The sequence below is a fragment of the Comamonas sp. E6 genome, assembly GCF_001010305.1.
Lineage (GTDB): Bacteria > Pseudomonadota > Gammaproteobacteria > Burkholderiales > Burkholderiaceae_C > Comamonas > Comamonas thiooxydans.
Genome location: NZ_BBXH01000008.1, coordinates 194,130 through 218,967, shown reverse-complemented (window position 1 = coordinate 218,967; position 24,838 = coordinate 194,130). Strand labels below are relative to the sequence as shown.

18 protein-coding genes are annotated in these 24,838 nt (G+C 62.4%); 6 read left to right on the top strand and 12 right to left on the bottom strand.

Translation table 11 applies throughout. The features are described 5' to 3' along the window. Positions 1–50: 50 nt before the first annotated feature. From CSE6_RS07645 to CSE6_RS07635, 3 genes are all read right to left on the bottom strand, one after another. A complete protein-coding gene (locus CSE6_RS07645) occupies positions 51–1,178 on the bottom strand; it encodes a suppressor of fused domain protein (RefSeq protein ID WP_034384066.1) in 1,128 nt (375 codons plus the stop codon). 99 nt (positions 1,179–1,277) lie between these two features. After that, complete coding sequence (locus CSE6_RS07640; RefSeq protein WP_059440249.1) at positions 1,278–3,722, bottom strand: ATP-dependent DNA helicase; 2,445 nt, start codon at positions 3,720–3,722, stop codon at positions 1,278–1,280. After that, a complete protein-coding gene (locus CSE6_RS07635) occupies positions 3,719–5,479 on the bottom strand; it encodes a VRR-NUC domain-containing protein (RefSeq protein WP_083994689.1) in 1,761 nt (586 codons plus the stop codon). The genes CSE6_RS07640 and CSE6_RS07635 overlap by 4 nt, the downstream gene beginning before the upstream one ends. A 126-nt stretch (positions 5,480–5,605) precedes the next feature. Here CSE6_RS07635 and CSE6_RS07630 point away from each other — a divergent pair, with 126 nt between their 5' ends. After that, positions 5,606–5,935 (top strand): carboxymuconolactone decarboxylase family protein, encoded by a 330-nt coding sequence (locus tag CSE6_RS07630; protein WP_059440248.1) that lies wholly within the window; start codon positions 5,606–5,608, stop codon positions 5,933–5,935. 51 nt (positions 5,936–5,986) lie between these two features. Here CSE6_RS07630 and CSE6_RS07625 read toward each other — a convergent pair whose 3' ends face one another. Continuing rightward, positions 5,987–7,900 (bottom strand): potassium transporter Kup, encoded by a 1,914-nt coding sequence (locus CSE6_RS07625; protein ID WP_193751103.1) that lies wholly within the window; start codon positions 7,898–7,900, stop codon positions 5,987–5,989. A 218-nt stretch (positions 7,901–8,118) separates the two neighbouring features. Here CSE6_RS07625 and CSE6_RS07620 point away from each other — a divergent pair, with 218 nt between their 5' ends. From CSE6_RS07620 to CSE6_RS07610, 3 genes are all read left to right on the top strand, one after another. Further along, on the top strand, positions 8,119–8,901 hold the full coding sequence (locus tag CSE6_RS07620) for a type 1 glutamine amidotransferase (protein ID WP_059440247.1): 783 nt from the start codon (positions 8,119–8,121) through the stop codon (positions 8,899–8,901). 127 nt (positions 8,902–9,028) lie between these two features. Next, complete coding sequence (locus CSE6_RS07615) at positions 9,029–9,793, top strand: YwqG family protein (protein ID WP_059440293.1); 765 nt, start codon at positions 9,029–9,031, stop codon at positions 9,791–9,793. 37 nt (positions 9,794–9,830) lie between these two features. Beyond that, complete coding sequence (locus CSE6_RS07610; protein WP_059440246.1) at positions 9,831–10,535, top strand: ribosomal protein L7/L12; 705 nt, start codon at positions 9,831–9,833, stop codon at positions 10,533–10,535. A 55-nt stretch (positions 10,536–10,590) separates the two neighbouring features. Here the strand turns inward: CSE6_RS07610 and CSE6_RS07605 are convergent, their stop codons facing one another. From CSE6_RS07605 to CSE6_RS07575, 7 genes are all read right to left on the bottom strand, one after another. Further along, positions 10,591–12,039: an efflux transporter outer membrane subunit gene (locus CSE6_RS07605; RefSeq protein ID WP_059440245.1), complete on the bottom strand. Its 1,449-nt coding sequence runs from the start codon at positions 12,037–12,039 to the stop codon at positions 10,591–10,593. Next, positions 12,036–13,259 (bottom strand): HlyD family secretion protein, encoded by a 1,224-nt coding sequence (locus tag CSE6_RS07600; protein ID WP_059440244.1) that lies wholly within the window; start codon positions 13,257–13,259, stop codon positions 12,036–12,038. Before CSE6_RS07600 ends, CSE6_RS07605 begins: the two co-directional genes overlap by 4 nt. Positions 13,260–13,275: 16 nt before the next feature. Beyond that, positions 13,276–15,456 (bottom strand): MFS transporter, encoded by a 2,181-nt coding sequence (locus CSE6_RS07595; RefSeq protein WP_034384046.1) that lies wholly within the window; start codon positions 15,454–15,456, stop codon positions 13,276–13,278. 5 nt (positions 15,457–15,461) lie between these two features. After that, positions 15,462–16,010 carry a TetR/AcrR family transcriptional regulator gene (locus tag CSE6_RS07590; RefSeq protein WP_034352504.1) on the bottom strand — a complete coding sequence of 183 codons (549 nt, stop codon included), beginning with the start codon at positions 16,008–16,010 and terminating at the stop codon, positions 15,462–15,464. Between the two features lie 85 nt (positions 16,011–16,095). Then, positions 16,096–17,013, bottom strand: a complete 918-nt coding sequence (locus CSE6_RS07585) for a pseudouridine synthase (protein ID WP_059440243.1) — start codon at positions 17,011–17,013, stop codon at positions 16,096–16,098. Positions 17,014–17,098: 85 nt separating this feature from the next. After that, positions 17,099–18,094, bottom strand: a complete 996-nt coding sequence (locus tag CSE6_RS07580; protein WP_034405535.1) for a tripartite tricarboxylate transporter substrate binding protein — start codon at positions 18,092–18,094, stop codon at positions 17,099–17,101. A gap of 29 nt (positions 18,095–18,123) precedes the next feature. After that, complete coding sequence (locus CSE6_RS07575) at positions 18,124–19,239, bottom strand: aryl-sulfate sulfotransferase (RefSeq protein ID WP_059440242.1); 1,116 nt, start codon at positions 19,237–19,239, stop codon at positions 18,124–18,126. Between the two features lie 113 nt (positions 19,240–19,352). On the opposite strand from CSE6_RS07575, the gene CSE6_RS07570 reads away from it, so the two are divergent. Then, the gene (locus CSE6_RS07570) at positions 19,353–20,303 is read left to right on the top strand and encodes a LysR family transcriptional regulator (RefSeq protein ID WP_059440241.1); all 951 of its coding nucleotides are present in this window, start codon (positions 19,353–19,355) and stop codon (positions 20,301–20,303) included. Between the two features lie 279 nt (positions 20,304–20,582). Continuing rightward, on the top strand, positions 20,583–22,796 hold the full coding sequence (locus tag CSE6_RS07565; protein WP_059440240.1) for an AsmA family protein: 2,214 nt from the start codon (positions 20,583–20,585) through the stop codon (positions 22,794–22,796). 183 nt (positions 22,797–22,979) lie between these two features. On the opposite strand, the gene CSE6_RS07560 is transcribed toward CSE6_RS07565, so the two are convergent. Then, positions 22,980–24,530 carry a methyl-accepting chemotaxis protein gene (locus CSE6_RS07560; protein WP_034352489.1) on the bottom strand — a complete coding sequence of 517 codons (1,551 nt, stop codon included), beginning with the start codon at positions 24,528–24,530 and terminating at the stop codon, positions 22,980–22,982. Positions 24,531–24,838 lie beyond the last annotated feature (308 nt).

Below are 24,838 nucleotides of genomic sequence, written 5' to 3'. Positions count from 1 at the left end.
ATGCGTCTAGCTCCAAAGCGTATGCAGCTACTTGATGCATGGCATGGTACCTAGCGCTCTTCGTACCTGCCGGTCACGCGCCCCTGGCTATCCGTCACCACACTGCTCTTGACCTGCCAGACCAGACCATCGAGTCCGGGCACGGTGTACTCGCCGTCGCGTCCCTTGACGGCCTGCTTCCAGGCCTGCATCTGAGCCTGGGTCAGGCTGAGCTTGAGTTCATGGTCGCTATGCCAGTCCAGCATCCCGCCTTCACTGTCGCCGGCAGGTACCAACTCCAGCGTGGAACCATCGCCTGCCAGAATCAGCGGACGACCATGGGGCAGGCGAGCAGGCAGCATGGCCTTGAGATCGCGCACGCCCAGGCTGCCCAGGCGAATCACGGTCTGGGGACTGCGCAGCAGACGCTTGCGATGACTGAAGCCAAGCACATCGTTGTAGAGCACGCACGTCTTGGAGCCTTCTCTGGCCGCCCCCGCATCGATGGCGGCCTGCATATCGGGCATGTCATGCAGACTGGGCCGGGCCAGATCGGTGATCCACAGCGGCATATAACTCTGCAGGGACTGCAGCGCTCCCAGCACATTCCAGCGGCGTACCTCGCGCAACTCGTCACTGGTCAACCCCACCAGCTGCAGAAACATCAGGTCACCATAGGGCGTGTGAATGGCCGCCAGCTCGGGATCCTGCACAAAGCCCATCTCGGTCAGCAGCGTGTCGGCATCGGCCTTGATCGGGCCGCTGGCCGTCATCCAGTGGCCGGGGGCCAGCACATTGCCGGTGCGAAATACATATCGAGCAATATTTTGCAAGAAGTTAACAGGCCAACTAGGCGGCTCCTGCTCGCTGGCGGCACGCATCAGCCTGAAGCTCAGCTCGAAACCATAGCCACTGGGCTTGCCTGGAGCGATGTCGTAGCTGTCGTCCAGATCACCATACAGGTCGCTGAAGCCATAGCTGACATAGTGCCAGTGCGGCACGCCCTGCTCGCTGCGATAGACGCTGACGCCGTCCAGCGGCTCTTCTCCTCCAAGACGAAACTTGATCAGCGTCCCGAAATGCGCGGGCTGCTGGTCACCATAAACCGCCTGCAGCGCCCCATCGATTGCATCCCATCCCTGGCTGCCCTCTTGCCCTTCAGCGTGGGTTTGAGAGTCGTAGGTTTCGCGGGAATTCATGGCCTTTTTCTCCTTTGCCCCAAGTATCAAGGCAGGCGAAAGCCGTTCGAGCGGGATTACAAACGGAGATGTGAGCGAGCGTTTCTGGCAACCATGCGTTCAGAAACCTCGGTCGACCCCTTTGATCTGCCACCAGGCAGGCAACAGTGCGCGCACCTCGGCGCGCGCGAAGCGATCGTCCATCAGCACCAGAATGCCACGATCGTTCTCGCCGCGTATGACCCGGCCAGCCGCCTGCACCACCTTGCGCAAGCCCGGGTAAAGATAGGTGTAGTCATAGCCCAGCCCCACTCCCATGGCCTGATCCATGGCACGCTGCATGGCTTCGTTGACAGGATTGAGCTGGGGCAGACCCAGCGTGGCAATAAAAGCACCGATCAGACGGCTGCCGGGCAGATCCACGCCTTCGGAAAATGCCCCGCCCAGCACGGCCAGCCCCAGGCCCTGACCACCCTCGACAAAGCGGGCCAGGAATTCGGCACGCCCGGCCTCGTCCATGCCACGCTGCTGCAGCCACAGCGGCAGTTGCGGCCGCAGCCGCTCCAGGGTGGCGGCCAATTGCTGCAGATAATCAAAGCTGCTGAGAAAACACAGATAGTTGCCGGGCTGACGCGCATATTGCTGCGCGATCAACTCGGCCATGGGGATCAGCGATGCCTCGCGATCCCGCCAGCGTGTCGATATATGGCGTGCGATATGTACCTGCAGCTGCCGGGCCGCAAACGGCGACGGGACATCCAGCCAGGCAGTATCGGCAGGCAGTCCCAGCAGGTCCCGGTAGAACTGGGGCGGACTCAGCGTGCCCGAAAACAGCACCGTGGCCTGTGCCGCCTCATGGCGTGACGCCAGATGCGGCGCGGGCACCACATTGCGAATGCACAGCGTGGATGCCGGCGTACGCACTCTGCCCGCACGCTGCGGCGGCGTGGCCAGTTGAATATCAAACAGCGCATGCGGCCCGAACTGATCGGCCAGTGCCTGAAAATGCAGCAGCTCCCAGTAAAAACCCAGCAAGGCATCATCGGCAAGTGCGGGCTGCCCCACTGCAGCTGCATGGCCGGCTATCTCCTGCTCAGCCAGCTGATCCGCTATTGCACCTACGGCCCGCTGCACGGTACCCAGCAGTGCATCAGGAATGCTCTCGTAGCTTTGGTAACTGGCCTGATCCTGGGCCTTGTTCAGCGCCTGCCACTGGCGCTGCATTGCATCGAGTGCCTTTTTGACAGCTCCGGTCGCGGCCTGGCGGGCCTGCGCCAGATCAAACTGGGACAGCGGTGCCGTGTACATGCTGCGCGCGCGCTCCAGCAGATTGTGTGCCTCGTCCACCAGCACGCCCACACGCCACTCCTGTTGCAAGGCCAGCGCATGGAGCATGGAGGCACTGTCGTAGTAATAGTGGTAGTCGGCCACCACTACATCGGCCCAGCGCGCCAACTCCTGCGACAGGTAATAGGGGCAGATGCCATGTTCCAGGGCCAGAGTCCGTAACGATGGCGCATCCCATAGCGGCAGTTGCAGCGCCTGCTGCCTGGCCGCAGGCAGTCGGTCAAAGAAACCGCGCGCCAACGGACAGGACTCTCCATGGCAGGCCTTGTCGGGATGCTCGCAGGTCTTGTCGCGCGCCTGCATATCCAGGATACGCAGTGGCACAACCGATGCCGATGCCGATGCCGATGCCGATGCCGATGCCGATGCCGATGCCGATGCCGATGCCGATGCCGACAAAGCTTGCTGCAGCTGCCACAGTGCGTGCAGTGCCAGCCCATGTCCAGTCCCCTTGGCTGTAAGGAAGAACAGCTTGTCCAGCCCTGCTGAATCCGTGGCCCCCTTGCCCATGACGGCTCCCATGCTCTTGAGCAAGGGGAAAATCGTGGCCAAAGTCTTGCCGATACCGGTCGGGGCCTGGACCATCAGGCAACGACCTCCTTCGCTGGCATGGGCCGTGCGGTAGACGGCCACGGCCAGCTCCCGCTGCCCTGCTCTGAAGGCCGGCATGGGAAACTGCAGCTGCACCATGGCCTCATTACGCGCCTGACGGTGGGCGGCCTCGCCGCGTGCCCAGACGAGATAGCTGGCACATTGCGATTCGAAAAAGGCTTGCAGTTCGGTGGCAGAACATTCCTCCACCAGCACGGTCTCCTCTGCGCTGCCGATCTGGAAATAGACCAGCGCCAGCTTGATCCGCTCAAGACCGCGCTCCTGACACAGCAAATGACCATAGACCCTGGCCTGGGCCCAATGCAGTGCCCGATGATGGGGACGCACGCCGTCAAGCCGGCCCCGGTAGGTCTTGATCTCTTCGAGCTGCTGCTTCATGGCATCAAAGCCATCGGCCCGACCGCGAACCTGCAGCTCTTCGAACCAGCCGCTGAGCGCCAGCTCCGCCTCGTAGCCACCCACTTTGTCACGCCGTTTCTGCACCACGGCATGCCCTTCCATGCCCTCCAGCGCACTGGGCGCGGGCGTGAAGCGCAGATCCAGATCGCCGCCGCGCGCCGTGAACTCGCACAGCGCGCGTACAGCCACGCTAAGCGCAGGCTTCATGACGTGCCACCTTCGTCGCGCCACTGCACATGACAGACGCGCACAGGAATGCCCTGCTCCTTGCAATAGGCCAGCCAGCGAATCTGGTTGTCCTGCAGCTTGTCACCCGGCGCTTTGACTTCCACCAGCTCATAGCGTGAACCGACATCGGACCGCAGGGGCCAGAAGCGCACCAGATCGGGAAAGCCGGTGCGGTTGGCCTTCACGTCCAGCAACAGCCGCGTGAACAGAGTCCGCAGATGGGCGGCAGGCATGCAATCGAGCGCCAGCTCCAGCAGCTCTTGCGTCAATGAGCCCCAGAACACAAACGGTGACTGAACTCCTTGCTTGTCGGCAAAACGCTGGCGAATCGTGGCCCTGTAGCGACCATCCTCCAGCTCGACCAGACAGGCATCAAACAGCGGCTGGCGGCGCAGCACAAAATCCGGTGCTCCCAGATCGGCCGGCCCACTCTGGAAGGGATGAAAAAACGCCCCCGGCAGCGGCGCAAAGATGGCGGGCCAGCACAGCAGACCGAATAGCGAGTTGACCAACGCATTCTCCACATAGAACACGGGCGCATCAGCACTATGCCAATGAGCTTGCAGCGCGTACTCCACCGCCATGGGCTGGGCGGGTCGGTCCAGCAGCACATCACTGCGCAGGGCCGCCACGGCCGGGGCCAGAGCTGGCTGGCGCCCCGTGCCCCCCAGTCCCAGGCTGCGGCTCAGACGCGGCAGCATGCGCGCCACGCGCTGGCGCTCCTCCTCGCTTTCAGGCGCGGCTTGCGCCTCGCTGGCAAGAGCCAGTGCCTCATCAAAGCGCTGCATGCGCTCCAGCACGCGAATATGACGGTGGCGTGCACCCGCATAGCAGCTGGCCGTGTAGGCCTGAGCCGCCAGCGGCCAGTCCTGCAGCCTCTCGCACATCTGGCCAAGCTTCAGCAGAACCTTGGCCCGGCGCATGTCCAGCCACGGGTTCTCGCTATGATTTTCAATAAGCGCAGGCAGCAATTGTGCCGGCTCCACGCCTTCGTCGAGGTCCCGACGCCGGGCCGATATCTCCAGATAGAAGTCCAGATCTTCGCGGCGCTGAAATGCACGCGAGTCAGCATCCAGCGCCACCGGCTCGTAGCGGAAAATACCGAGGTCGGCCAGCACGAACTCCGACCAGTCCTGGTAGAGATTGCCAAAGAACATCAGCCTCAGACGCTCTCCCAGCTCGCCCACCATGACGCGCCAGACAGGTTCCACGGCCTCGGGATGCCAGACGGCATACGGCCGAGGCTCGGGTTGCCTCTCAGCCAACAGTTGCAGCATCTCGGCCTTGCGCATCGAGGAGCACAACTCAAAGCCGGTCAAGATCTGCAGCAGCTCGGGTTTGGTGTGCAGGCCGAATAGTTCGACCGCCTCCATGGGCTCGGTGGTACTGAGCCAGCCACGCTCCAGCAAAGGTGCTGCGGCGTCGCCCGTCACCGGAATTTCCTCGTAGGCCAGCTTGCTGGCGCGAAACCAGGGCCCGCGCCGCATCAGCATGCGTACCAGCAGCGCCCTGGAGTTCTGCGGCAAGCGCGCAAAGCCGGCGATGAAATCAGCCTCCTGCTCACTGAGCAGATCTCCATAGCGCTGCGCCAGCCAATCCAGCGCCTGCTGGAAGTTGTGCAGATAGTAGAAGCGGTGCGGCGGAAGAATGGCGGCCTGGGATGCGGTCACGGTGACGCTCACAAAATGCTCGGGGAAAAGACGGCTGGATGCCGACCATGAAACCTGTATTTTCATACAGCCCATAAGTCCCTGCAGACTCCTCCGAACCCAGGATTGCCGATCAGCGGACGAAACGCTTGCAACTTGAATGCCCGGTGACAGTGGCACACAATCAATGCTTCATTCAACAAGGAGCAGGCAATGCTGGACTGGAACGAATACCGCAAGGAATTGGCAGGCAGGCTTGGAGAGTTTTCCGAGTTGAGCCCAGGCACCATGGAGGGCTACAAGGCCTTGTCCAGTGCGGGCAGGAAGACCGGCCATCTCGATGCCAAGACACGCGAGCTGATTGCCATTGCCGTGGGCGTGACCACGCGTTGCGACGGCTGCATTGCCGTGCATACCAAGGCTGCCAAGGCAGCTGGTGCCAGCCGGGAAGAAATTGCCGAAGCCCTGGGTGTGGCTGTGGCCTTGAATGCGGGCGCCGCCATGGTCTACTCGGCTCGCGCTCTGGACGCTTTGGACGAGTAACGTTCTAAAAAGATAGCAGCCAGCGCCTGTCTGGCTAGCCATACCTAGCCGTCAAAGCACAACCTGCGTGCCCAGCTCCACCACCTGGTTCGCAGGCAGCTTGTAATAAGTGGCCGCACTGGCCGACTGACGAGACATCCAGCCAAACAGCGCGCAGCGCCAGGCCGAGAGACCGCCGGGCCCGTCCACCACCTGCACCCTGGCCACAAAGAAGCTGGTGGTCATGGGGTCGAGGTTCGGTATCTCGCCATCGGCGTCCGGTGCAATCCGCTGGAGCGCCGCCGGAATATCAGGCTGCTCGCGAAAGCCGAAATGCATGTTCAGTGCCCAGACCCCATTGCACATGGGCTTCAGCTGCAGGCGCTCGCCATCATGCACATAGGGCGTGTTCTCGTTGATCACGTGGAGAAATACCGTCTGCTCATGCATGACCTTGAAATGCTTGAGATTGTGGAACAGCGCATTCGGCACAAGCTTGGGGTCGGAAGTCAGATAGACGGCCGTGCCGGACACCACCGGCACGCCGCTCATGGGCGAGCTCATCAGATCGCTCATGGGAATATCAAGGCGACGGCGATGTTCGGCCACCAGTTGGGTACCGTCGCGCCATGTGGTCAGCGCGATGAAGATGATGGCGCCCAGAGTCAGCGGCAGCCAGCCGCCCTGCTCCAGCTTGGTCAAGTTGGAGGCAAAAAAGCCTATCTCCAGCAGCGCAAAGCAGGCCAGCGCTGCGAGCGTGACGGATCTTGCGCGACTGCGCCCCAGATAGACCACAAAGCCCACCAGCATGGTGGTGATCAGCATGGTGCCCGACACGGCAATGCCATAGGCCGCCGCCAGTGCCCCCGAGGACTTGAAGGCCAGCACCAGCGCGATCACGGCCAGCAGCATCAGCCAGTTCACGCTGGGAATATAGATCTGGCCCTGCTCCTGATCGGAGGTATGCAGCACGCGCACACGCGGCAGATACCCCAGACGGCTGGCCTGCAGCGTCATGGAATAGGCCCCCGAGATGGTCGCCTGCGAGGCAATCACCGTGGCAGCTGTGGCCAGCACCACAAAAATCAGCAACCAGGACGGCGAGGCCAGCAAGAAAAAGGGGTTGCTGGCCGCAGTCGCATCGCGCAACAGCAAAGCACCCTGACCGAAGTAATTGAGCATCAGAGCCGGGAACACCAGTCCATACCAGCCCAGACGCACGGCCCGGCTGCCGAAGTGACCCATATCGGCATAAAGAGCTTCGGCACCTGTCATGGCAAGAAACACGGCCGATAGCAGAAAAAAGGCCTTGTCCGTGTGTTGCGCGGCGAAGCGAAGCGCATGCAGCGGGTTGACGGCCTGCAGCACCATGGGCGTCTGCACAATGCTGGCCACGCCCGCCCAGGCAATGCAAAGGAACCAGACAATGGTGACCGGGCCGAACAGCCTCCCCACCACACTGGTGCCCTTCATCTGAATGGAAAACAGTCCGATCAGTATGCCTATCGTGATAGGTACGATGAAATGCTCGAACTCCGGCGTGGCAATGCTCATACCCTCCACGGCAGAGAGCACGGAAATCGCCGGCGTGATGATGGCATCCCCATAGAACAGTGCGGCCGCAAACACGCCGGCCCCGACCACAAAGCGCGAGCGGCGCGACTGATCGCCCATCACGCGGTGGGCCAGCGCCGTCAGCGCCAGCACGCCGCCCTCGCCATCGTTATCGTGGCTGAGCACCACCCATACATACTTGATGGCGACTATGACGATCACAGCCCAGAGCAGGGCCGAGAGCGCGGCCAGCACATTCTCGGAGCCCACCGTCAGCCCATGGACGCCGGTAAAAGCCTCCTTGAACGCATAGAGCGGGCTGGTACCGATATCGCCAAACACCACCCCCAGAGCCGCCAATGTCAGTGCCGACTGGCTGCTGCCCTGCCCCGTATTCCCAGCCCCCTGAAGCCCGTGTTTGCTTTGTGACATAGCCATGCTTTTGCAGTGATAGAGGCCGCCGCAGCCGGGCGGCGGCAGCCCAGTATGGCACGCTGACGGAAATTGGAAAGCCTGGATGACGCCGGACCGAACTTTCTTTCTTTATGCAATCTTGATAGCAGCAGCCATAATTCATGCAAGGGCTTGAGGCCTTAATTCCTAGATTCAAGGCTTCGCAACAACCGGCTTGCCCTTCAAGCCTGCCTCCCATGAAGCCTGTCGCCATCCTCCAGCATGAAGCATCGCAAGGCCCCGGCATCCTGCTCGACCATCTGCGCCAGCAAGACATTGCCCATGTGCTGATAGATCCCTGTGCCGAAGGCGCGGCCCCGGCCAATGCGCGCGACTATCGCGGCATCATCGTGCTGGGCAGCAACCATTGCGCCAACGAGCAGTTGCTCTGGATTGATGAAGAGCGCTGCCTGCTGCAAAGTGCCCTGCAGCACGACATCCCCGTGCTGGGCCACTGCTTTGGCGCGCAAATGCTGGCCCGCGCCATGGGCGCAGGCGTCTGGCGCAATCCCTGCCCGAACATAGGCTGGAGCGAAGTCCGCATCACCCCCAACGCCCAGCAACTGATGAACCTGCCCGCGCAAGCCACCATCTTCAACTGGCATTACGACACATTCGACATTCCGACGGCCGCCAGGCGCACCATGTACGGCCAGCATTGCCTGAACAAGGGCTTTGTCCACGGCCGGCAATGGGCGTTTCAAGGCCATCTGGAAGTGACCGCAGACAGCGTGCGTCAATGGTGCGGCGAGGGCCATGACGAGCTGCTGCAGGCCCGGGGGCCGGCCGCACAAAGCGAGGCCCAGATCCTGGACCGACTGCCGCAACACATAGACCAGTTGCATGCCATGGCACTGCGTACCTACAGGGCATGGACCGACCAGTTGGACAGGCCGGTTTCGGTTTCGTGCAACAGTTCCTCGGAAACTCTGAACCGATTTCGCCTGCGCTCCGACGAATACCTTCGCATGCAGCTATGAGACTGCACACTTGCCGCCCCTGGGCTGGCCGGGAACAGACGTTTTGTTGCATCTGGCGGACGGTCTCTGGCAAGGCCCGGCCGCTGTCTGGGTCAGAATGACCGGCAAACTCACTGCCCCAAGCTTCATGGACTTCACAACGCTTGAAAAACACCTGGATGCCTCGCCACTGCTGAAGGCGCACAAGCAATACTTCCTGAATCTGGCCCAGCCCGCCGTCGCCATTCGCCTGGGCCCCACCATGGGCGAGCCCTTGCAAAGCCGCTTTGGCGGCCAGCCCGTGGTGCCCGCGGGCTTTGTCTGGCCCGAGCATCCGGACGGCCACTACCTGTTTGTCGGACAGATCAACTTTGCCGAGCTCCCGGGCGGGCCCGGCCGCCCTGCAGAGCTGCCGGCCAGCGGCCTTCTGTCGCTGTTCCACGGCTTTGACGAGGACGATGCCATCTTCTGGCGCGACCAGGACTATCTCAAGGCGTTCTACTGGCCGGACATCAGCGGCATGCATGAAATCCAGGCTCCCCACCAGTGGGTCACGGACAGCCGTGCGCTGCAGTTTGAGAACGGCATCGACCTTCCTCGCCACGAGGAGCTATGCAAGGACTGGCCAGTGGAGTTCGATGAACTCCAAGACTGGCTCCATGGGCTTGAGGAAAGCGGCGAACTGCCTCGCGACTATCTGCTGGGCCGCCCCTCCTGGGACAGCCTTGGCTACGACCCCACGCCCGAGGCCGAGGAACACCCTGGCAGCTCGCACTGGCGCTCGCTGCTGACGCTGCAGTCGCACGAGGAATTCCACTGGTGCTGGCAGGACGGCGCACGGCTCATGGCCTTTATCGAGGATGCCAAGCTGCACGCCAGGGACTTCAGCCATCTGCAAGTGGACTGCGGCTAACGCCTGGTTCAACAGCCACAACCTTGAAGAGCAGCCCATGCCCACACAGATTCCACCAGAGATCCTCAAGCACTGGCAAAACGGTCACAAGATCGAAGCCATCAAACAACTGCGCGAACAAGGCGGGCTGGGTCTGAAGGAGGCCAAGGACCTGCTGGAAGCCAGCGACGAGCCGGACTTTGTCCAGCATGGCGCTGCAGAGCAGACGCAGGCGATACAGCAGTTGCGCGAGCAGCTGGAAAAACTGGGCATGAAGGATGCCACTTTGCTGCTGGACCAGCTGAATCGGGACGACGCCGCGTCCAACAGTTCCTTCTCTTCCATCAAGACCACCACCACGACCGTCAATGGCAAGACCACCACCAGCGTCACCGTGAGCGGCGATCATGCAGAGGCCATAGAGGTGTTGCTGTCCGGCGCAAACGCAGTGCCTGCAGAGACCAGGGCCAAGGTGGAAGACGCCATGGCACGCGGCAACAAGATCGAAGCCATCAAGCTGCTGCGCGAGGCCACGGGCCTGGGTCTGGCCCAGGCCAAGGACCATATCGATGCGGCCATGGATGGGATTGCGCTGGACTGGCAGATCCTGCAACGGCAATCGGTGCGGGCCAGCGCGCAAACCGACTCTCGGGCCACGGCAACCGCGCCCGGCGAAGTCCCCAAAGGACAAGGTCAGTATCTGTGGCTGCTGGTACTGGCACTGGCTGCCGCCGGCCTTTGGTACTACTTCAAGATGCCCTAAAACCCATAACAGACAAGCGAAGAAAGCTCACTTTTCAGGAGCTTTCGACTCGAACTCAAGGTTGCGGGGCGGTCGTATCCGCCAGTTGCCAGCCGCCACCCAGCGCCTGGTACAGCGCCACAGCGTTTTCCAGCTGGCTCTGACGCAGGCGCAGCACTTCCTGCTGCACGGCAAACAGATTGCGCTGGGCATCCAGCTCCTCCAGATAGCTGGCATAGCCGGCCTCGTAGCGATCCTTGGCAAAGCCCAGGGTACGACCCAGAACTTTTTCGCGCTCCTTGGCGTGCTCCCACTGAGCTTGCAGTTGCTGGGAGCTGACCAGGGCTGTTTCCACATCGCCAAAGGCCTTGATGACCACACCGCGATAGGCGTAGGCGGCCTGATCGCGCTGGGCAGATGCCGCATCGAACTGACCCTGCAGGCGACCGCCGTTGAACAGCGGCGCCAGAATGCTGCCGCCCAGCGACCAGACCCGGGCCGGGTTGTAATCCAGCGCGTTGATGAACAGGCTGCCGAAGTTCGCGCTCAGGCTCACCTGCGGCAAAAAGGCCGCACGCTGTGCCGCAAGATTGCTGTCGCTGGCCGCCAGCAGCAGCTGGGCCCGTGCAATGTCGGGGCGGCGCTCCAGCAAGCTCGACGGCAAGCCAGGTGCAGGCATCGCAGGCAAGCTCATGGACTCGAGCCCAGCATGGGCGCTCAATGTGGTACGGGCCAGGGCCTGTGCCTGGTCATCACCGCTGCCGCCCACCAACTGCATCAGTGCTATGCGCTGGCGCTGCAGCGCCAGAGACAGCTGCTGCACCGATTGCCGCACGCTTTCCAGCTCGGCCAGCGCCTGGCTCTGTTGCAGCTGCGAGATATAGCCCACACGCACCTGGTCGGTGAGCAGACGCACCGCGTCCTCGCGCGACTTCACCGTGTCCTCGGCCACGGCCAGTTGGGCCTGCAGCGAACGCAGGGCGATATAGGCCTGTGCCACGGTCGCGGCCACCGTCAGGCGTACCGCGTCGCGATCCGCCTGGCTGGCCTGCAGACGCCGATCGGCGGCCCGGCTCAGACTGCCCAGGCGATCCCAGAGATCCAGCTCCCAGCTCGCCTGGAGCACGGGCTGGGCCGAACGCACATGCACCATCTGGCCGGTTCGCGCGCTCAGGCTGCGGTTGGCCGAGCCCGGTGCGCTGAGCGACAGCTGAGGCGCAGCCGCCGAGCCCGCCACATCGAGATTCGCGCGCGCCTCCTCCACCCGGGACACGGCGGTGAGCACATCGTTGTTGCGCTCGAGCGCCAGCTCCACCCAGCGGCTCAGTTGCGCATCGCCAAAGGCCTGCCACCAGCCGGCCTGGACAGCATCGGCAGCGCCTGCGGCCTGGTCCGAGCTCCAGCTGACAGGCACTGCAGGCTGGGCGCTGTCTGGAGCCCGGGTCAAACTGGGCACGCTGCAGCCGGCCATCAGGAATGCAAGCGCCAGTGGCAAGGCACGCACGGTATGGAAGGCGTTCTTCATGGCTTGGCCTGCTCGGATGCGGAAACTGCGGGCGCTTGAGATTTTTGAGCCAAATCGGCCTCAATCGCTTGAGAGGTCTGCGCTGAATGCTCTACTTTTTGTGCAGTATCGAGGCGCACGATGACCGACATGCCGGGGCGCAGGCGCGCGGCATCGGCCTGGCCCTCGTCGATGGCGATTTTGATGGGCAGACGCTGGACGACTTTGGTGAAATTACCCGTGGCGTTGTCGGCCTTGAGCACGCTGAACTCCGAACCCGTGGCTGGCGCAATCTCCAGCACATGGCCCTTGAGGCGCAAGCCGCCCAGCGCGTCCACGCTGAAGCTCACGGCCTGGCCGATCTGCACCCGGGCGGTCTGGGTTTCCTTGTAGTTGGCCACCACCCAGTAAGTGGGCGGCACCACATACATGAGCTGCGTACCGGCCGCCACATACTGGCCCTTGCGTACCGATACCTCGCTGACCTGCCCGTCGCTGGGCGCATGAACCACCGTGTTGTCCAGATTGATCTGTGCCTGGCGCAGCAGCGCCTCGGCCATCTGTACCTGGGCCTTGAGAGAGTCACGGCCCACGGTCGTGGCCTTGATCTTTTCCTGGTTGATCGCGATGTCGGCCTGGGCCTTGGCCACGTTGGTCGCTGCCAGGCGCGAGGTGGCGCGCACCTTGTCGCGTTCGTTCAGAGACACGGAGCCTCGCTCGGCCAGCTCCTGCACACGCTTGAGCTCCGCCTGCGAGCGCTGGGCCTCTGCCTCCACGGCAGCCAGACCGGCGCGGCTGGCACTCAGCGTGGCACGGTTCTGGGCCTGTGTCTGTTCGGAATTGCTCAGCTGCGCCTGTGCATTGGCCAGTTGCGCCTGGGCCTGGGCGACGGCCGCTTCATAGCTGCGGCTATCGATGCGCACCAGCGGCTGGCCGGCCTTGACCTGCTCGTAGTCCCTGACCAGCACCTCGGTCACGTAGCCATTGACCTGCGGTGCCAGCACGGTGACGGCACCGCGCACATAGGCATTGTCCGTGGTCACCACAGAGCTGTTGAAAGGCCACAGATTCCAGGCCCGCAACACGAGCAGCATGCCTGCCAGGGCCACGACCAGCATGATGAGCACGCTGCGCAAAGAAGGCTTGATCTTCTTTGGCGTGGGAGGCAATGCTGCAGCGGGTGAAGGGGCAGCTGTCGCCGCAGATGCGGCGGGGGAATGGGGTTGTTGACTGTCGCTCATGCTCAATCTCTTGCTGTTATCGGTTTGAGTTCCTTGCCTGGTGACCGGAGCCACCCCGACCGCCATCACCGGCCGCAGGGCTGCTGCGGGCGTTCTTGTCGATTTCCTGCTCCAGCTCGGCCTCGAGCTCGAGCGCCTGGGCGTTGTCCTGCAAAGGGTCGCGGCTGGCCAGCACGGCCTGCTCACGGGTCTCGGCCGCCTGCGCGGCGGCGGCAAGCCGCCTGGCCTCGGAACCTTCGATCACCACGGTCCGCGCCGGACTGGCGGATTCGGTCCGAGCGCCCTCTTCCACATCGCCATAGGCATCGGTGGCCGTGGGCTGCACCACCACCGTGACACGCTGCGATACATCGGGCTCATGAGCGCTCGCTGCCCCAGGTTCTGCAACCGGCGCCACCGAAGGTGCGCGCTGAGGCGTACCGTCGGTCCCGGCGGCTGCCGCCACCTGGTTGCCGCTTTGCCGTGTCATGGCGCGCACCATGGCGGCAGCCTGGCGCACGCGCGCTGATGCTCCCAGGCTCCAGAGCAGATACAGCAAGGCGATGGCGGCCGTCAGCGCAAACACATCGTTATAGGCCCTGACATTGGCTTCACGCCGCACGATCTGCGACAGCTGCAGCGCTCCCTGGTTGGCGCGCATGGCGGGATCGGGCGTCACCCTGCCGTAGATCTGGTTCTGTATCTTGAGCCGCTCGGCCACCACGGGGTCGGTCGGGTCTATCTGCGCCACCAGGGCCACGGAGTAGATCTGCTCGCGGTAGGTCTGGTAAGTGCTCAGCAAGGCCGAACCCAGCAAACCGCCCATGGCCTGGGTCATGGAGATGGTGACCACGGCGGTGAGCATGTGGTTGGCGCCGAACTTCAGTCCCTGGATGATGCCGGTCAGCATCAGAGGGCCCATGAAGACACCCGAGCCCACCGCCAGCAGAAACTGGCTGAAGAAAAAGTCCGAAGGACGGTCCACACTGCTGCGGTGGTGATCGAGAAATGCGGCCACGGCAAACAGTGCAATCGCCACCACAATCTGCTTGCCCATATTGGGAACACCGAAAGTAATAGCAGACAATGCAACACCTATAAGTGTCCCCAGCAGAATCACCATGAATAGCGGTTGCATCTGGTCGGATGTCATGCCCAGCGTGCGCATCAACCCCACCACGCCGTAACTCTGCTCGGCCGTAAGAAAGCGCAGCAAGATGGCTCCGATCACGAAACGGATCGTCGGCATCTGCGCGAACCAGCGCGTGTGGAACATGGGGTTGGCACGATGGTGTTCGATGTAAAGCGCGACGCTGAGCAGCGCGATCGCCGCCACCAGCATCCAGGCCAGCCCCGGCGTATCGAACCACCAGCGCGAGTAGCCCTGGACCAGCACCGCAATCAACAGGCCCAGACCCGGCACCATCAGGCTGAAGGTGACGAAGTCCAGCTTCTCGAAGGTCTTGATGTACAGGCCCGAGGGCAGCTTGAGCAGCACCACGGCGGCAAAGGACATCAGCGCCAGGCCAGCTTCAAACAGATAGAGGTTGTGCCACTCGCTGTTATAGAGCAGACCCGGCGACAGAATCCAGGCCAGCGGCGTGGCCAGCTGGACCACGCCCACGCCGATCACCAGCATCTTGAGCACATAGGTGCGCGGTGCCGACTGCAGCATGTAGAGCGTGCTCAGCGAGGAGCAGGTCGCCGCTGCCAGGCCGCTGGCCGCACGCAGCAGAATCAGGCTGTCGTAGCTGCCCAGCAGCAGATGCAGCACGCTGAGCGCCGCGTAGCAACCCAGGCCGATCTCGGTGAACAGGCGCATGCCGAACTGCTGGCGGAATTTGTAGACCAGCAGATTGGCCGTCATATTGAACATGACGTAGGCGCCCGTCAGCCAGGCAGCCTCGACCGAGGTCAGCCCCAGCTGTCCCTGAATCGTGGGCAGATTTGCGGTGAACAAGGCATTGCCCAGACCGCCGGTCAGCCCGACCAGGACCGCAATCAGCCCATAGCAGACGCGGATCCAGGGCTCGTGATGGGGCATGGCCGGCGAGCCGGGCAGCGCGGGCTTTTCATGCTCGGCCCAGTCCGGCGGGCGGCGCAGCAGGATGACGGGCCCCTGCGGAATGGCTGGAGAAGCTGAAGCCTGGCTGCTGGGAGGTTTCGGGCCTTCTTGATTGGCTTGAGCCCCACTGGCTTGTGCTGCAGCTTGACTCATAAACCTCAGGCCTTGATTCCGTCCAGAATGATTTGCAAGGCACGACGCGCCAGTTGCTTGCGTTGGGCAGGTGTTTCGCCACGCAGGGCACCGCCCAGCATGCCGAACACCAGGGACAGATCCTTGGCGTTCAAGGCCTGCTTGCACAGGCCCTTGGCCACCGCACGCTTCATGGGCTCTTCGAACACCAGCCACATCTGCTGGCGCGCATGAATGACTTCTGCATCGCTCTGGTCCACCGTACGCCAGTAGTCCACCAGCGTGGCGGAGACGGCGATGCGCTCGCCCACCAGAGCCAGCAGCTTGAAGAAGGCCTGGTCGTCGTCATGCCAGGCGGCTGCGGCGGCGCGGGTCTTCTCGACCGAGCGCTCCAGCAGCGCCAACATGATGGCGCGACGGTCCGGAAACTGACGATACAGCGTGGCACGGCCCACCTGGGCACGCTCGACAATGAGATCCAGGGGTGCGGTCACGCCATGCTCGGCAAACACGGCATCGGCCGCGTCCAGCAACTGGGCGCGGCGTTCGGCGGATGGAGGACGGGTGGTGGACATGGCGCCAATTATCGGACAGTTTTGTCCGATAAATTGCAGAGCTCGGCGTTTCCCCTGCCCTGGCAAGGGTCGGGCAAGACTGCGCTCAGTCGCGCGGCAGCGCCTGCAGGCTGCGCTGGCTGGTGAACTCGCGCCGTTGTCCAGTCAGAGGATCATCAAAGGCCAGGCTGCGAGCCAACAGTTGCAAGGGCCTGGAATAGTCGCCCGGCTCCGGATCATTGACCACGGGATAGAAGGCATCGCCCCGGAGCGGCAGGCCCAGCGCCGCCATATGCACACGCAGCTGATGGCGCTTGCCCGAAACCGGACTGAGCCGGTAGCGCGCCCAGGCACTGTTGTGCTCGATGATTTCCATCAGGGTGCGGCTATTGGGCTCGCCCGCGACCTCATGCATGCGAAAGAAATGCCCACTCTCCTCCATGCGGCTCGCGTGCTCGCGCGGAAAGCTCAGCTCCGCGCGGTAAGCCGCCACGGCCTCGTAGACCTTGTGAATCGCCCTGTCCCTGAACAGCCCCTGATAGATGCCACGTGTGGCGCGCTGCACCGAAAACACCACCAGCCCCGCAGTGTCGCGGTCGATGCGATGAATCGGCGACAGCTCGGGCAGGTCGAACTCGCGCCTGAGCCGCACCAGCAGCGTGTTCTGCAAATAGTGGCCGGCTGGCACCAGAGGCAGAAAGTGCGGCTTGTCCGCAACGAGCAGATGTGCATCGCGATGGATGACTTCAGCCGCGAACGGAATCTCTGGCTCGGCCTCCAGTTCGCGATAGTAGTAATAGCGCAGCCCCGGCATGAATGCAGCATTCGGACCGGCCTTGTGTCCCGCTTCGCTGACCACTTGACCGGCAGCCATGCGGCGCAGCCAGTCTGCGCGTTCGACGACAGGCAGACGTTCGCACAGAAAGTCGATCAGCAGCCCCTCGCCCTGGGAGGGCAACACCACACAGCTGGGGCTGACGCCATCGCGCACGGGCAGAACCTTGGGATCGTGGGAGTTATGCATGGCGCGGGATTTTAGTGGCTGGCCCGACTCCTGGCTTTCATGGCCGCATGGACCCTGGTCAGACCATGATGCGACTTCGCACTGACTAGTCTGTTCGGATATTGGCTTTGCGAATGGTGCTCTCCAGAACTCTTTTCTCCTGCTCCAGATAGGCCAGGAACTGGGGATGCCCCATGCGCATGGGCTTGAAGCCCGCTTCCGTCAGTTTTCTGACCATCTCGGGGTCCGCTTGCAGGATCGCGATTTCATCGGCCAGACGCTTCACGATATGGGCATCTGTATGAGCGGGAGCAAGCAAGCCTTGCCAGGCCTCGACCTCCAGATTGCGAAGGGCCGGTGTCTCCGAAAGACTTGGCGCCTGAGGTAACGTGGCCAGGCGCTGGCGGGATGTCACGCCCAGTGCCTTGACCTTGCCCTCCAGGACAAACGGCTGAGCCAGCGCAACAGGCAGCACGGCAAGGTCGATCTGACCACCTGCCAGCTCGGTCAGCACCTGTGGACCAGACCTGTAGGGAACATGTACCAGATCGATACCGGACATTTGCTGAATCAGCTCCCCCGTCAGGTGCAGGCTGGTGCCGATGCCATCGGTGCCCAAGGTCAGTCGCCCCGGTTTCTGGCGCGCAAGTTCAATGAGATCGTCCGCACTGCCTGCAGCAAGGCCCGGGCGTGCGACAAGCGCAAAGACCGAAGAGGCCACGGGTGCCACGGGCTTCAACTCATGCAGACCGTCGTAGCGGAACTTTGTCGGCGAGATCATGGGTGCGACCAGCACCGAGCTGGCCACACCGAAGAGCAAGGTATAGCCATCGGGTCTGGCCTTGATGACACGCTGCGTTGCAATGGTCCCCGATGCTCCGACCATGTTCTCTATGATCACGGGCTGGCCCAGGCGCTCAGCCAGACGCGGCATCACCAGCCTGGCGGCCACATCCACACTGCCTCCGGGCGCGAAGGGAACTACCACCGTCAGTGCCTGGGCAGGCCAGGGCTGGGCAGCAGCCTGGCTTGCCAGTGATAGCTGCTGCAGCAGCGGGGCGCCCAGCGCCCAGGCTGCAAACTGTCTGCGTCGTATTTGCATGATGATCTTTCTGCTGGGATTGGAATGGCTCAGCGGGGCAGCCAAGGCAGTTGCTCTGCCTGGTAGCGCCATGTCTGGAACACCGTGTTCAAGCGCCCCGGGCCTGTGCGGCGTGCAGCGGCATCGGGGTACTCGCCAAACCAGGGCAGAATGAATTCCCATACCAGCTCGCCCTGCGGCGTCACCTCAAACAATCGCCCCGTGGCCGACTCCGTGATGTGCGTGTTGCCGTTCCACAAACGTTGCGCGCTGCCCATGAAGGCGGTGTAGAAGGCGTTGACCATCTCGTCCTGGTAGCTCCACGCGATCTCGTGGGAAACAGGATCTATCTCCAGCACACGCGAGAAAGCCACATGGGCTCCCTGGCGGAAGTTGCCGTTGTCAAAGGTCAGGACATGGCCGTTTGCCAGCGCAACCGGAGCATGCTGGTGCGAGACCACCGAAGGTGGGATATGCAGCTTCACCCTGCCGCTGGCCTTGTCCACGCCAATGATTCCCGAGGTCGTGCGCAGACTCATGAGCACTGTTCCATCGGCCGCCATCCCGAGGCCGTTGACCAGGGGCCAGTGATAGCGGCCGAAGCCTGGGTGAATGGGAAAGTCCTCAGGCTCCAGATGCTCCCAGGCCTTCCATTCCCAGACCAATCGACCTGTGCGGTCCACTTCCCGGATCACATCGCCGTACATCAGCTCGTCAGCAGCAAAGGAGGTGCCGCCGGGCACCCGTTCGGCAAAGCCCTGTGGAACAGGGGCACAGGCTGCATAGAGCAGATGACCGTTGGGCAACCACTGTGCGTCATGGTGGTGTGTCGGGTCTTCATAGCGCCAGACCACCTCCCCGTCGGGCCTGACCTCGTAGAAATCACCGCCATGCCACATGGACCAGGGTGCGTAAAGATCAGGCGATTCACGATGGTTGCCGTTGTAGCCGAGATTGCCGTTAGGCAGGATGACGGCGTGGCGGCCGGCGCGCACGGGCAGCTTCCACTCATGCGCCACCTGACCGTGGATATCTATGAGGTAGACATGCCCATCGGCCGTCTGGGGGGCGATCAATGTGTAGCCGCCAGCGCTGAGAGTGCTGTCATGAGCGATGAGACCTGTGCCGCGTCGGCGTTGAGTGACCTGGTCAACGGTGGTAGCCATGGGGTTCTTTCTGTGACAGAAGGGATTGATGGCTGCCACTCTAGAAGTTCAGGAGCGTCAGGAATAGCTGATTGTTTTTTAATAGATGTCAGAAAAAACTTTACACTCAGCCCATGCCAGCGATTTCACAGGCCTTTCGATGCTTTGACGAGGTGGCGCGCCGAGGCTCGGTGCGAAAGGCCTCGGCGACGCTGCACCTGACCGCCGCAGCGGTCAACCAGCAGATCCTCAATCTCGAAGCGCAGGTCGGTCAGCCTCTGTTCGACCGGTTGCCCAGAGGCATGCAGCTGACGGTGGCGGGCGAGATCGTGCTGGCAGCAGTCAGGCGCAGTCAGCGAGACTTCGACAATGCCCTGGCCCAGGTCGAAGATCTGAATGCCTTGCGACATGGGCATGTAAGCGTGGGTGTTCCCCACGCGACGGCCGAATACCTCGTGCCTCAGGTGATTGCGGCAATGCATCAACGCTATCCCAATATCACCTTCAGCGTGCGTGCCGGAATCGGTGAAGAGCTGCTGCGCCATGTGGCTCAGGGCGAGATCGATGTGGCCTACTGCCTGCGCCGAACACCTCCTGCCGGTGTCGAGGAGATGCGCTCCTGGGCACAGCCCCTGGGCGTGGTGATGGCTCCGGATCACCCTCTGCGAATGCGTCCGCGACTGCTGCGTCTTCGTGACTGCCTGGCCTATCCGCTGATCATGATGACTCCCGACATGGAGTTGCGCAGCATGCTCGAGCGTCTGGGCGACGGTGCGCTGAGCCGGATCCAGCCGATGGTGGAGACCAGCAGCATCCCCATGGCCCGGCGCCTGGTGGCAAGCGGCCAGGCACTGGCCTTCATGCTGCCGGACAATGTGGCGGAAGACATGGCCGCTGAGCGTCTGAGCTGGCGTGCGTTGCACGATGCAGGTTCGCTGCTGCACAGCTGCGCTTATCAGCGCACCGGCTATGCGATGGCAGCCGCAACGGAAATGTTTCTGACCGAGCTGGAACATGCTGCGGACGAGTTGAAGGCGAACTTCGATACCGGTGTTTCCTGGTCCATCGGCAATCTTGCCGTTTGACCGCACAGGATCGGCAAGCATCGGAGACGCACAGCCGCCTCAACGCCATGGGTGCCTTTGCGCAATGGCGCAGCACTTCACAGCACTTCATGAAGCGCCGCAGCCTTTGTTGCAGATGCTTGCACTCTTGACTCCAGCAGACTTCAGACTGCCACACCGTATCCCGGATCGGTCGCGGCGTCTGAGCTGATCACATGCGGGCAAACCTGCATCAGGCAATTGGATGACGAGGCATTTCACCTATGCGTAATAGCATGTGGCAAAAAGGATGCAACAGCCATGGTCGACACCACCAGTACTTCAGCCTCTGATTCCACTCGTGCACATCAGCGCCTGATGCGCCACTGGCTGCGCTGGGCGGCCATTGCTATGGCACTGCTGCTGGCCTTGATTTTGGCTGCGGCACTGCTGATTGCCTTCATGGACTGGAACAAGCTCAGGCCATGGATCAATGAAAAAGTCAGCACTTTCGCGGGCCGCGACTTTGCCATCAATGGTGACCTGCAGCTGCAATGGACCTGGCCACAGCCCCTCGATACCGGCTGGCGCCACTGGGTGCCCGGAGTGGTGCTGCATGCCAGCGATCTGACACTTTCGCAGCCCCAGGGCTGGCTGGTTCGGCAGGCGCCTGAAAAAGCCGATGACAAACAGCCGGTATTGCCTGCGACGCCCAAGGAGCTCAACACCGGTCGCCTGCCCGAGCAAGGTCAGGCAGCGAGCGAGAAAAAGACGAGCGTAGATGACGACGACGCCATAGCCGATGCCGGCCGGCAACCGCCCGAACGCGATGCTCGCACCATGATCACCGCAGCAAATGCCACGGCCAGCCTGCGCCTTTGGCCACTATTGGCGCGCCATGTACAACTCGACTCCTTGCTGTTGCAGGCTCCGGATATGGTGCTGGCCCGCAACGACAAGGGCGAGAACAACTGGACATTTGACAAGCCCTCAAGCAGCGGCCCGAAGTGGAGTTTTGAAATAGGCCAGTTGCGCATCAGCGACGGCGTTCTGGGCTGGTCCGACGCCGTCAAGAACATGGCCGTGCGCGCCCGTATCGACACGCTGCGCAGACCGGTCAGCGCCGATCAACCTTATGGTGTGCGCTTCGGCCTCGCTGGCTATCTGCATGAAGGCAAGACCCGCACGCAGATTCGGGCCCAGGGTCTGGCGGGACCGGTACTGGATCTACGCCAGGACAGGCTGCGCTTTCCGCTGCGCATATCGGCCAAGGCCGGCAGCCTGCAAGCGTTTGCCGAGGGGATTCTCGACAATCCCAAGACACTGGACGGACTGGACTTTCAAGTTCAGGTACGCGGCAAGAGCATGGCCGACCTGTTCGAGCTCAGCGGCCTGCTGCTGCCCGCCACTCCGCCGTTCGAGACCAGCGGCCGTCTGATCGGCAGCCTAGCGCCGGGCAAGGCCGTCTGGCAGTACGAAAAGTTTCAGGGCAAGCTAGGTCAGAGCGATTTGCGCGGCGATCTCCAATACCGCTCCGCCCAGCCCCGGCCAAAGCTGACGGCACAGCTGCACTCCAAACAACTGCGACTGGTGGATCTGGGACCGGTCATAGGCGCAGCCCCGTCAGGTAGCCCCGACAAGCCCCAGCCCGTCAACGGCAAGATACTGCCGCAGGTTCGGTTCCAGACCGAGAACTGGGACAAGATGGATCTCGACCTGCGCTATGAAAGCAGCCATATCCTGCGGCCCGAAGCTCTGCCCCTGCAAGACCTCAGCGTGCATGCGCTGCTGGACAACGGCAGACTCACCCTCTCGCCACTGAAGTTCGGCCTCGCCGAAGGCACGCTGAATATCGATGCCACCGTGGACAGCCATGCCAAGCCCGTTGCTGCCAAACTCAACGCACAGGTGCAGTCGCTCAAGCTCTCCGCGCTGTTTCCTACGATTGAAAAGATGAAGAAAAGCCTGGGCCGGCTCGATGGCGCAGTCGCGCTCACCGGACAGGGCGAGTCACTGGCACAGTGGCTGGGCACGGGCAATGGCTCGCTACGCCTGTTTGTACGCGACGGCACTTTCAGCTCGCAACTGCTGGACCTCGCAGGGCTGAACGTAGGCTCCATTGTCATCGCCAAGCTGTTTGGCAGCGACAAGGAAGTTCAGCTGCGCTGTGCCGTGGCCGACTTCAATGTGCAACAGGGCATTGCCCGCCCACGCATGGCCAAGCTGGCCACCACAGAAGCCGTTGTCGAGGCCACGGGCGAGATCAATCTGGCGCAGGAACAGCTCAATCTGCGCATCGTCCCCGAATCGCTGAAGTGGAAGTTCTTTTCGTTGCGCACGCCACTTTATGTGCGCGGCAGCTTTGCCAAGCCCGATGTGGGCCTGGAGCCAGGCCCCCTGGCAGCCCGTGCCGGCGCTGCAGTGGCTGCTGCCGTTTTTGCGCCAGCGGCACTGGCACTGGTGCCGCTGACCGTGCCTGCCGCTGACGACGATGTGAACTGCAAGCAGTTGCTGACTCAAGTACGCAATCGCTAATACGGGCAAGCAGCTCACAGCCCGATCTCAGCATCGAGTCCTGGCACACTGCAAAGAATGCAGGCAGCCACTCGGACGGAATATGGCGGAGGTGCCTCACACCATATTTCATGTCCCGGAGATCAGCAAAGCAAAAGCGGCAACCGCAAGCCCTTCAGCCTGGACTGCGGCAGCGTCACGGAATCAGGCGCTCTTGAGGCGGAAGATGCTGACCATCTGCGACAGGTCGCTGGTCTGCTGCTGCATGGATTGCGCAGCAGCGGTGGACTCTTCCACAAGGGCGGCATTCTGCTGGGTCACCAGATCCATCTCGGCCACCGCGCGGTTGATCTGCTCGATGCCGCTGGTCTGCTCATGGCTGGCGGCGGTGATCTCACCCATGATGTCCGTCACGCGCTGCACGCTGCTGACGATTTCATCCATGGTCTGACCGGCCTGGCTGACCTGCGCACTGCCCTCCTCGACCTTGGTGACCGAGGCCTGAATCAGCTGCTTGATTTCCTTGGCCGCTTCAGCGCTGCGGCCAGCCAGCGAGCGCACCTCCGATGCCACGACGGCAAAACCGCGGCCCTGTTCGCCGGCACGGGCCGCTTCCACGGCCGCGTTCAGCGCCAGGATGTTGGTCTGGAAAGCAATGCTGTCGATCACGCCGATGATGTCGGAAATCTTGCGCGAAGACTGGCTGATGGCGCCCATGGTCTCCACCACTTGCGACACCACCATGCCTCCCTTGACAGCCACATCGGAGGCCGACAGCGCCAGCTGATTGGCCTGACTGGCGTTATCGGCATTTTGCTTGACCGTGGAAGTGAGCTGCTCCATGGAGGCAGCGGTCTGCTGCAAGGAACTGGCCTGCTCTTCCGTGCGCGCAGACAGGTCATGGTTGCCCGCTGCAATCTGGCCCGACGCTGTGGCAATGCTGTCCGTGCCCTGACGCACCTGCCCCACCAGCCTATCCAGGCTGGAATTCATATCGTGCAAGGCCTGCATGAGCTGCCCGGTTTCATCGCTGCTGCTCACATGGATCTGAGCCGTGAGATCACCATCGGCCACGCGGCGAGCCACTCCGACCGCATGCTTGAGCGGAGCGGTGATGCCTTGCGTCAGACGCCAGGCGCTGACAGAGCCGATGGCCAGAGCCAGCAAGGCCAGAACCAGGAAGTACGTCCTGCTGCTGCTCTCGATCTGCTCCACCTCCGCCGCCTTGGCATCCAAGCTGGCGCGCTGCAGGTTCAGCAGCTCGCCGAGCAGCTTCAGATAGCCCTGGGCGGCCGGCACATAGCTGTTGATCAGCGTGGACTCCGCCTCTTCGGCCATGCCGTCGGCCTTGAGCTGACTGACCTTGTCGCGGCTGGCAATATAGGTTTTGCGCACCTGCATGATCCTGTCCAGGATCTCGCGCTCCGCAGGCTGGGTGATCAGGGGCTCGATCTGCTTGAGCACATTGGCTGTGCTCTTGGTAGTGGCAGCCGCATCCACCGCCAGAAACTGCACCAGACTTGCGTCGCTGCTCTTGGCGATGGCCGTGGTGCGTGCCACCGCCACGCTGACATTGCTGTTCCAGTCGCTGATCAGGCGCTCCTTGGTCAGCGGCTCCTGCATCATCTGCTGCGTGGCCTTGCCCACCGAGTGCAGCTGCCAGATGCCGATAACCGTGATCACCACGGCAAATGCCAACACCACTGCGAACCCCAGGCCCAGTCGGGCACCAATGTTCAGCTTGGTCAATCTCATCGCTTTCATCCATTCCATAGAAAAGTAAATAGCCGGCAAAGCGGCCGCTCCGATACATGAAATGGGGCCGACCCGGCAAAGCCGCTTGCTGCATCACTCGCTTAGCGCAAATCGCAACACAATGTAATTAGTATTATCAAGGGATTACGTCGCTGGATTGAGCTAGCTGGCCAACGACTGCAGAGGCTTTGTAGAAATCACCTCGACGGCTCACCTCCTCGCATCTGCAAATAGCAAGGCCATTGCTTTCGAGCAGGCCACTGTTCAAAATCTCGTCACATAGATGAACAGCGGCCACGCCCCGGAAA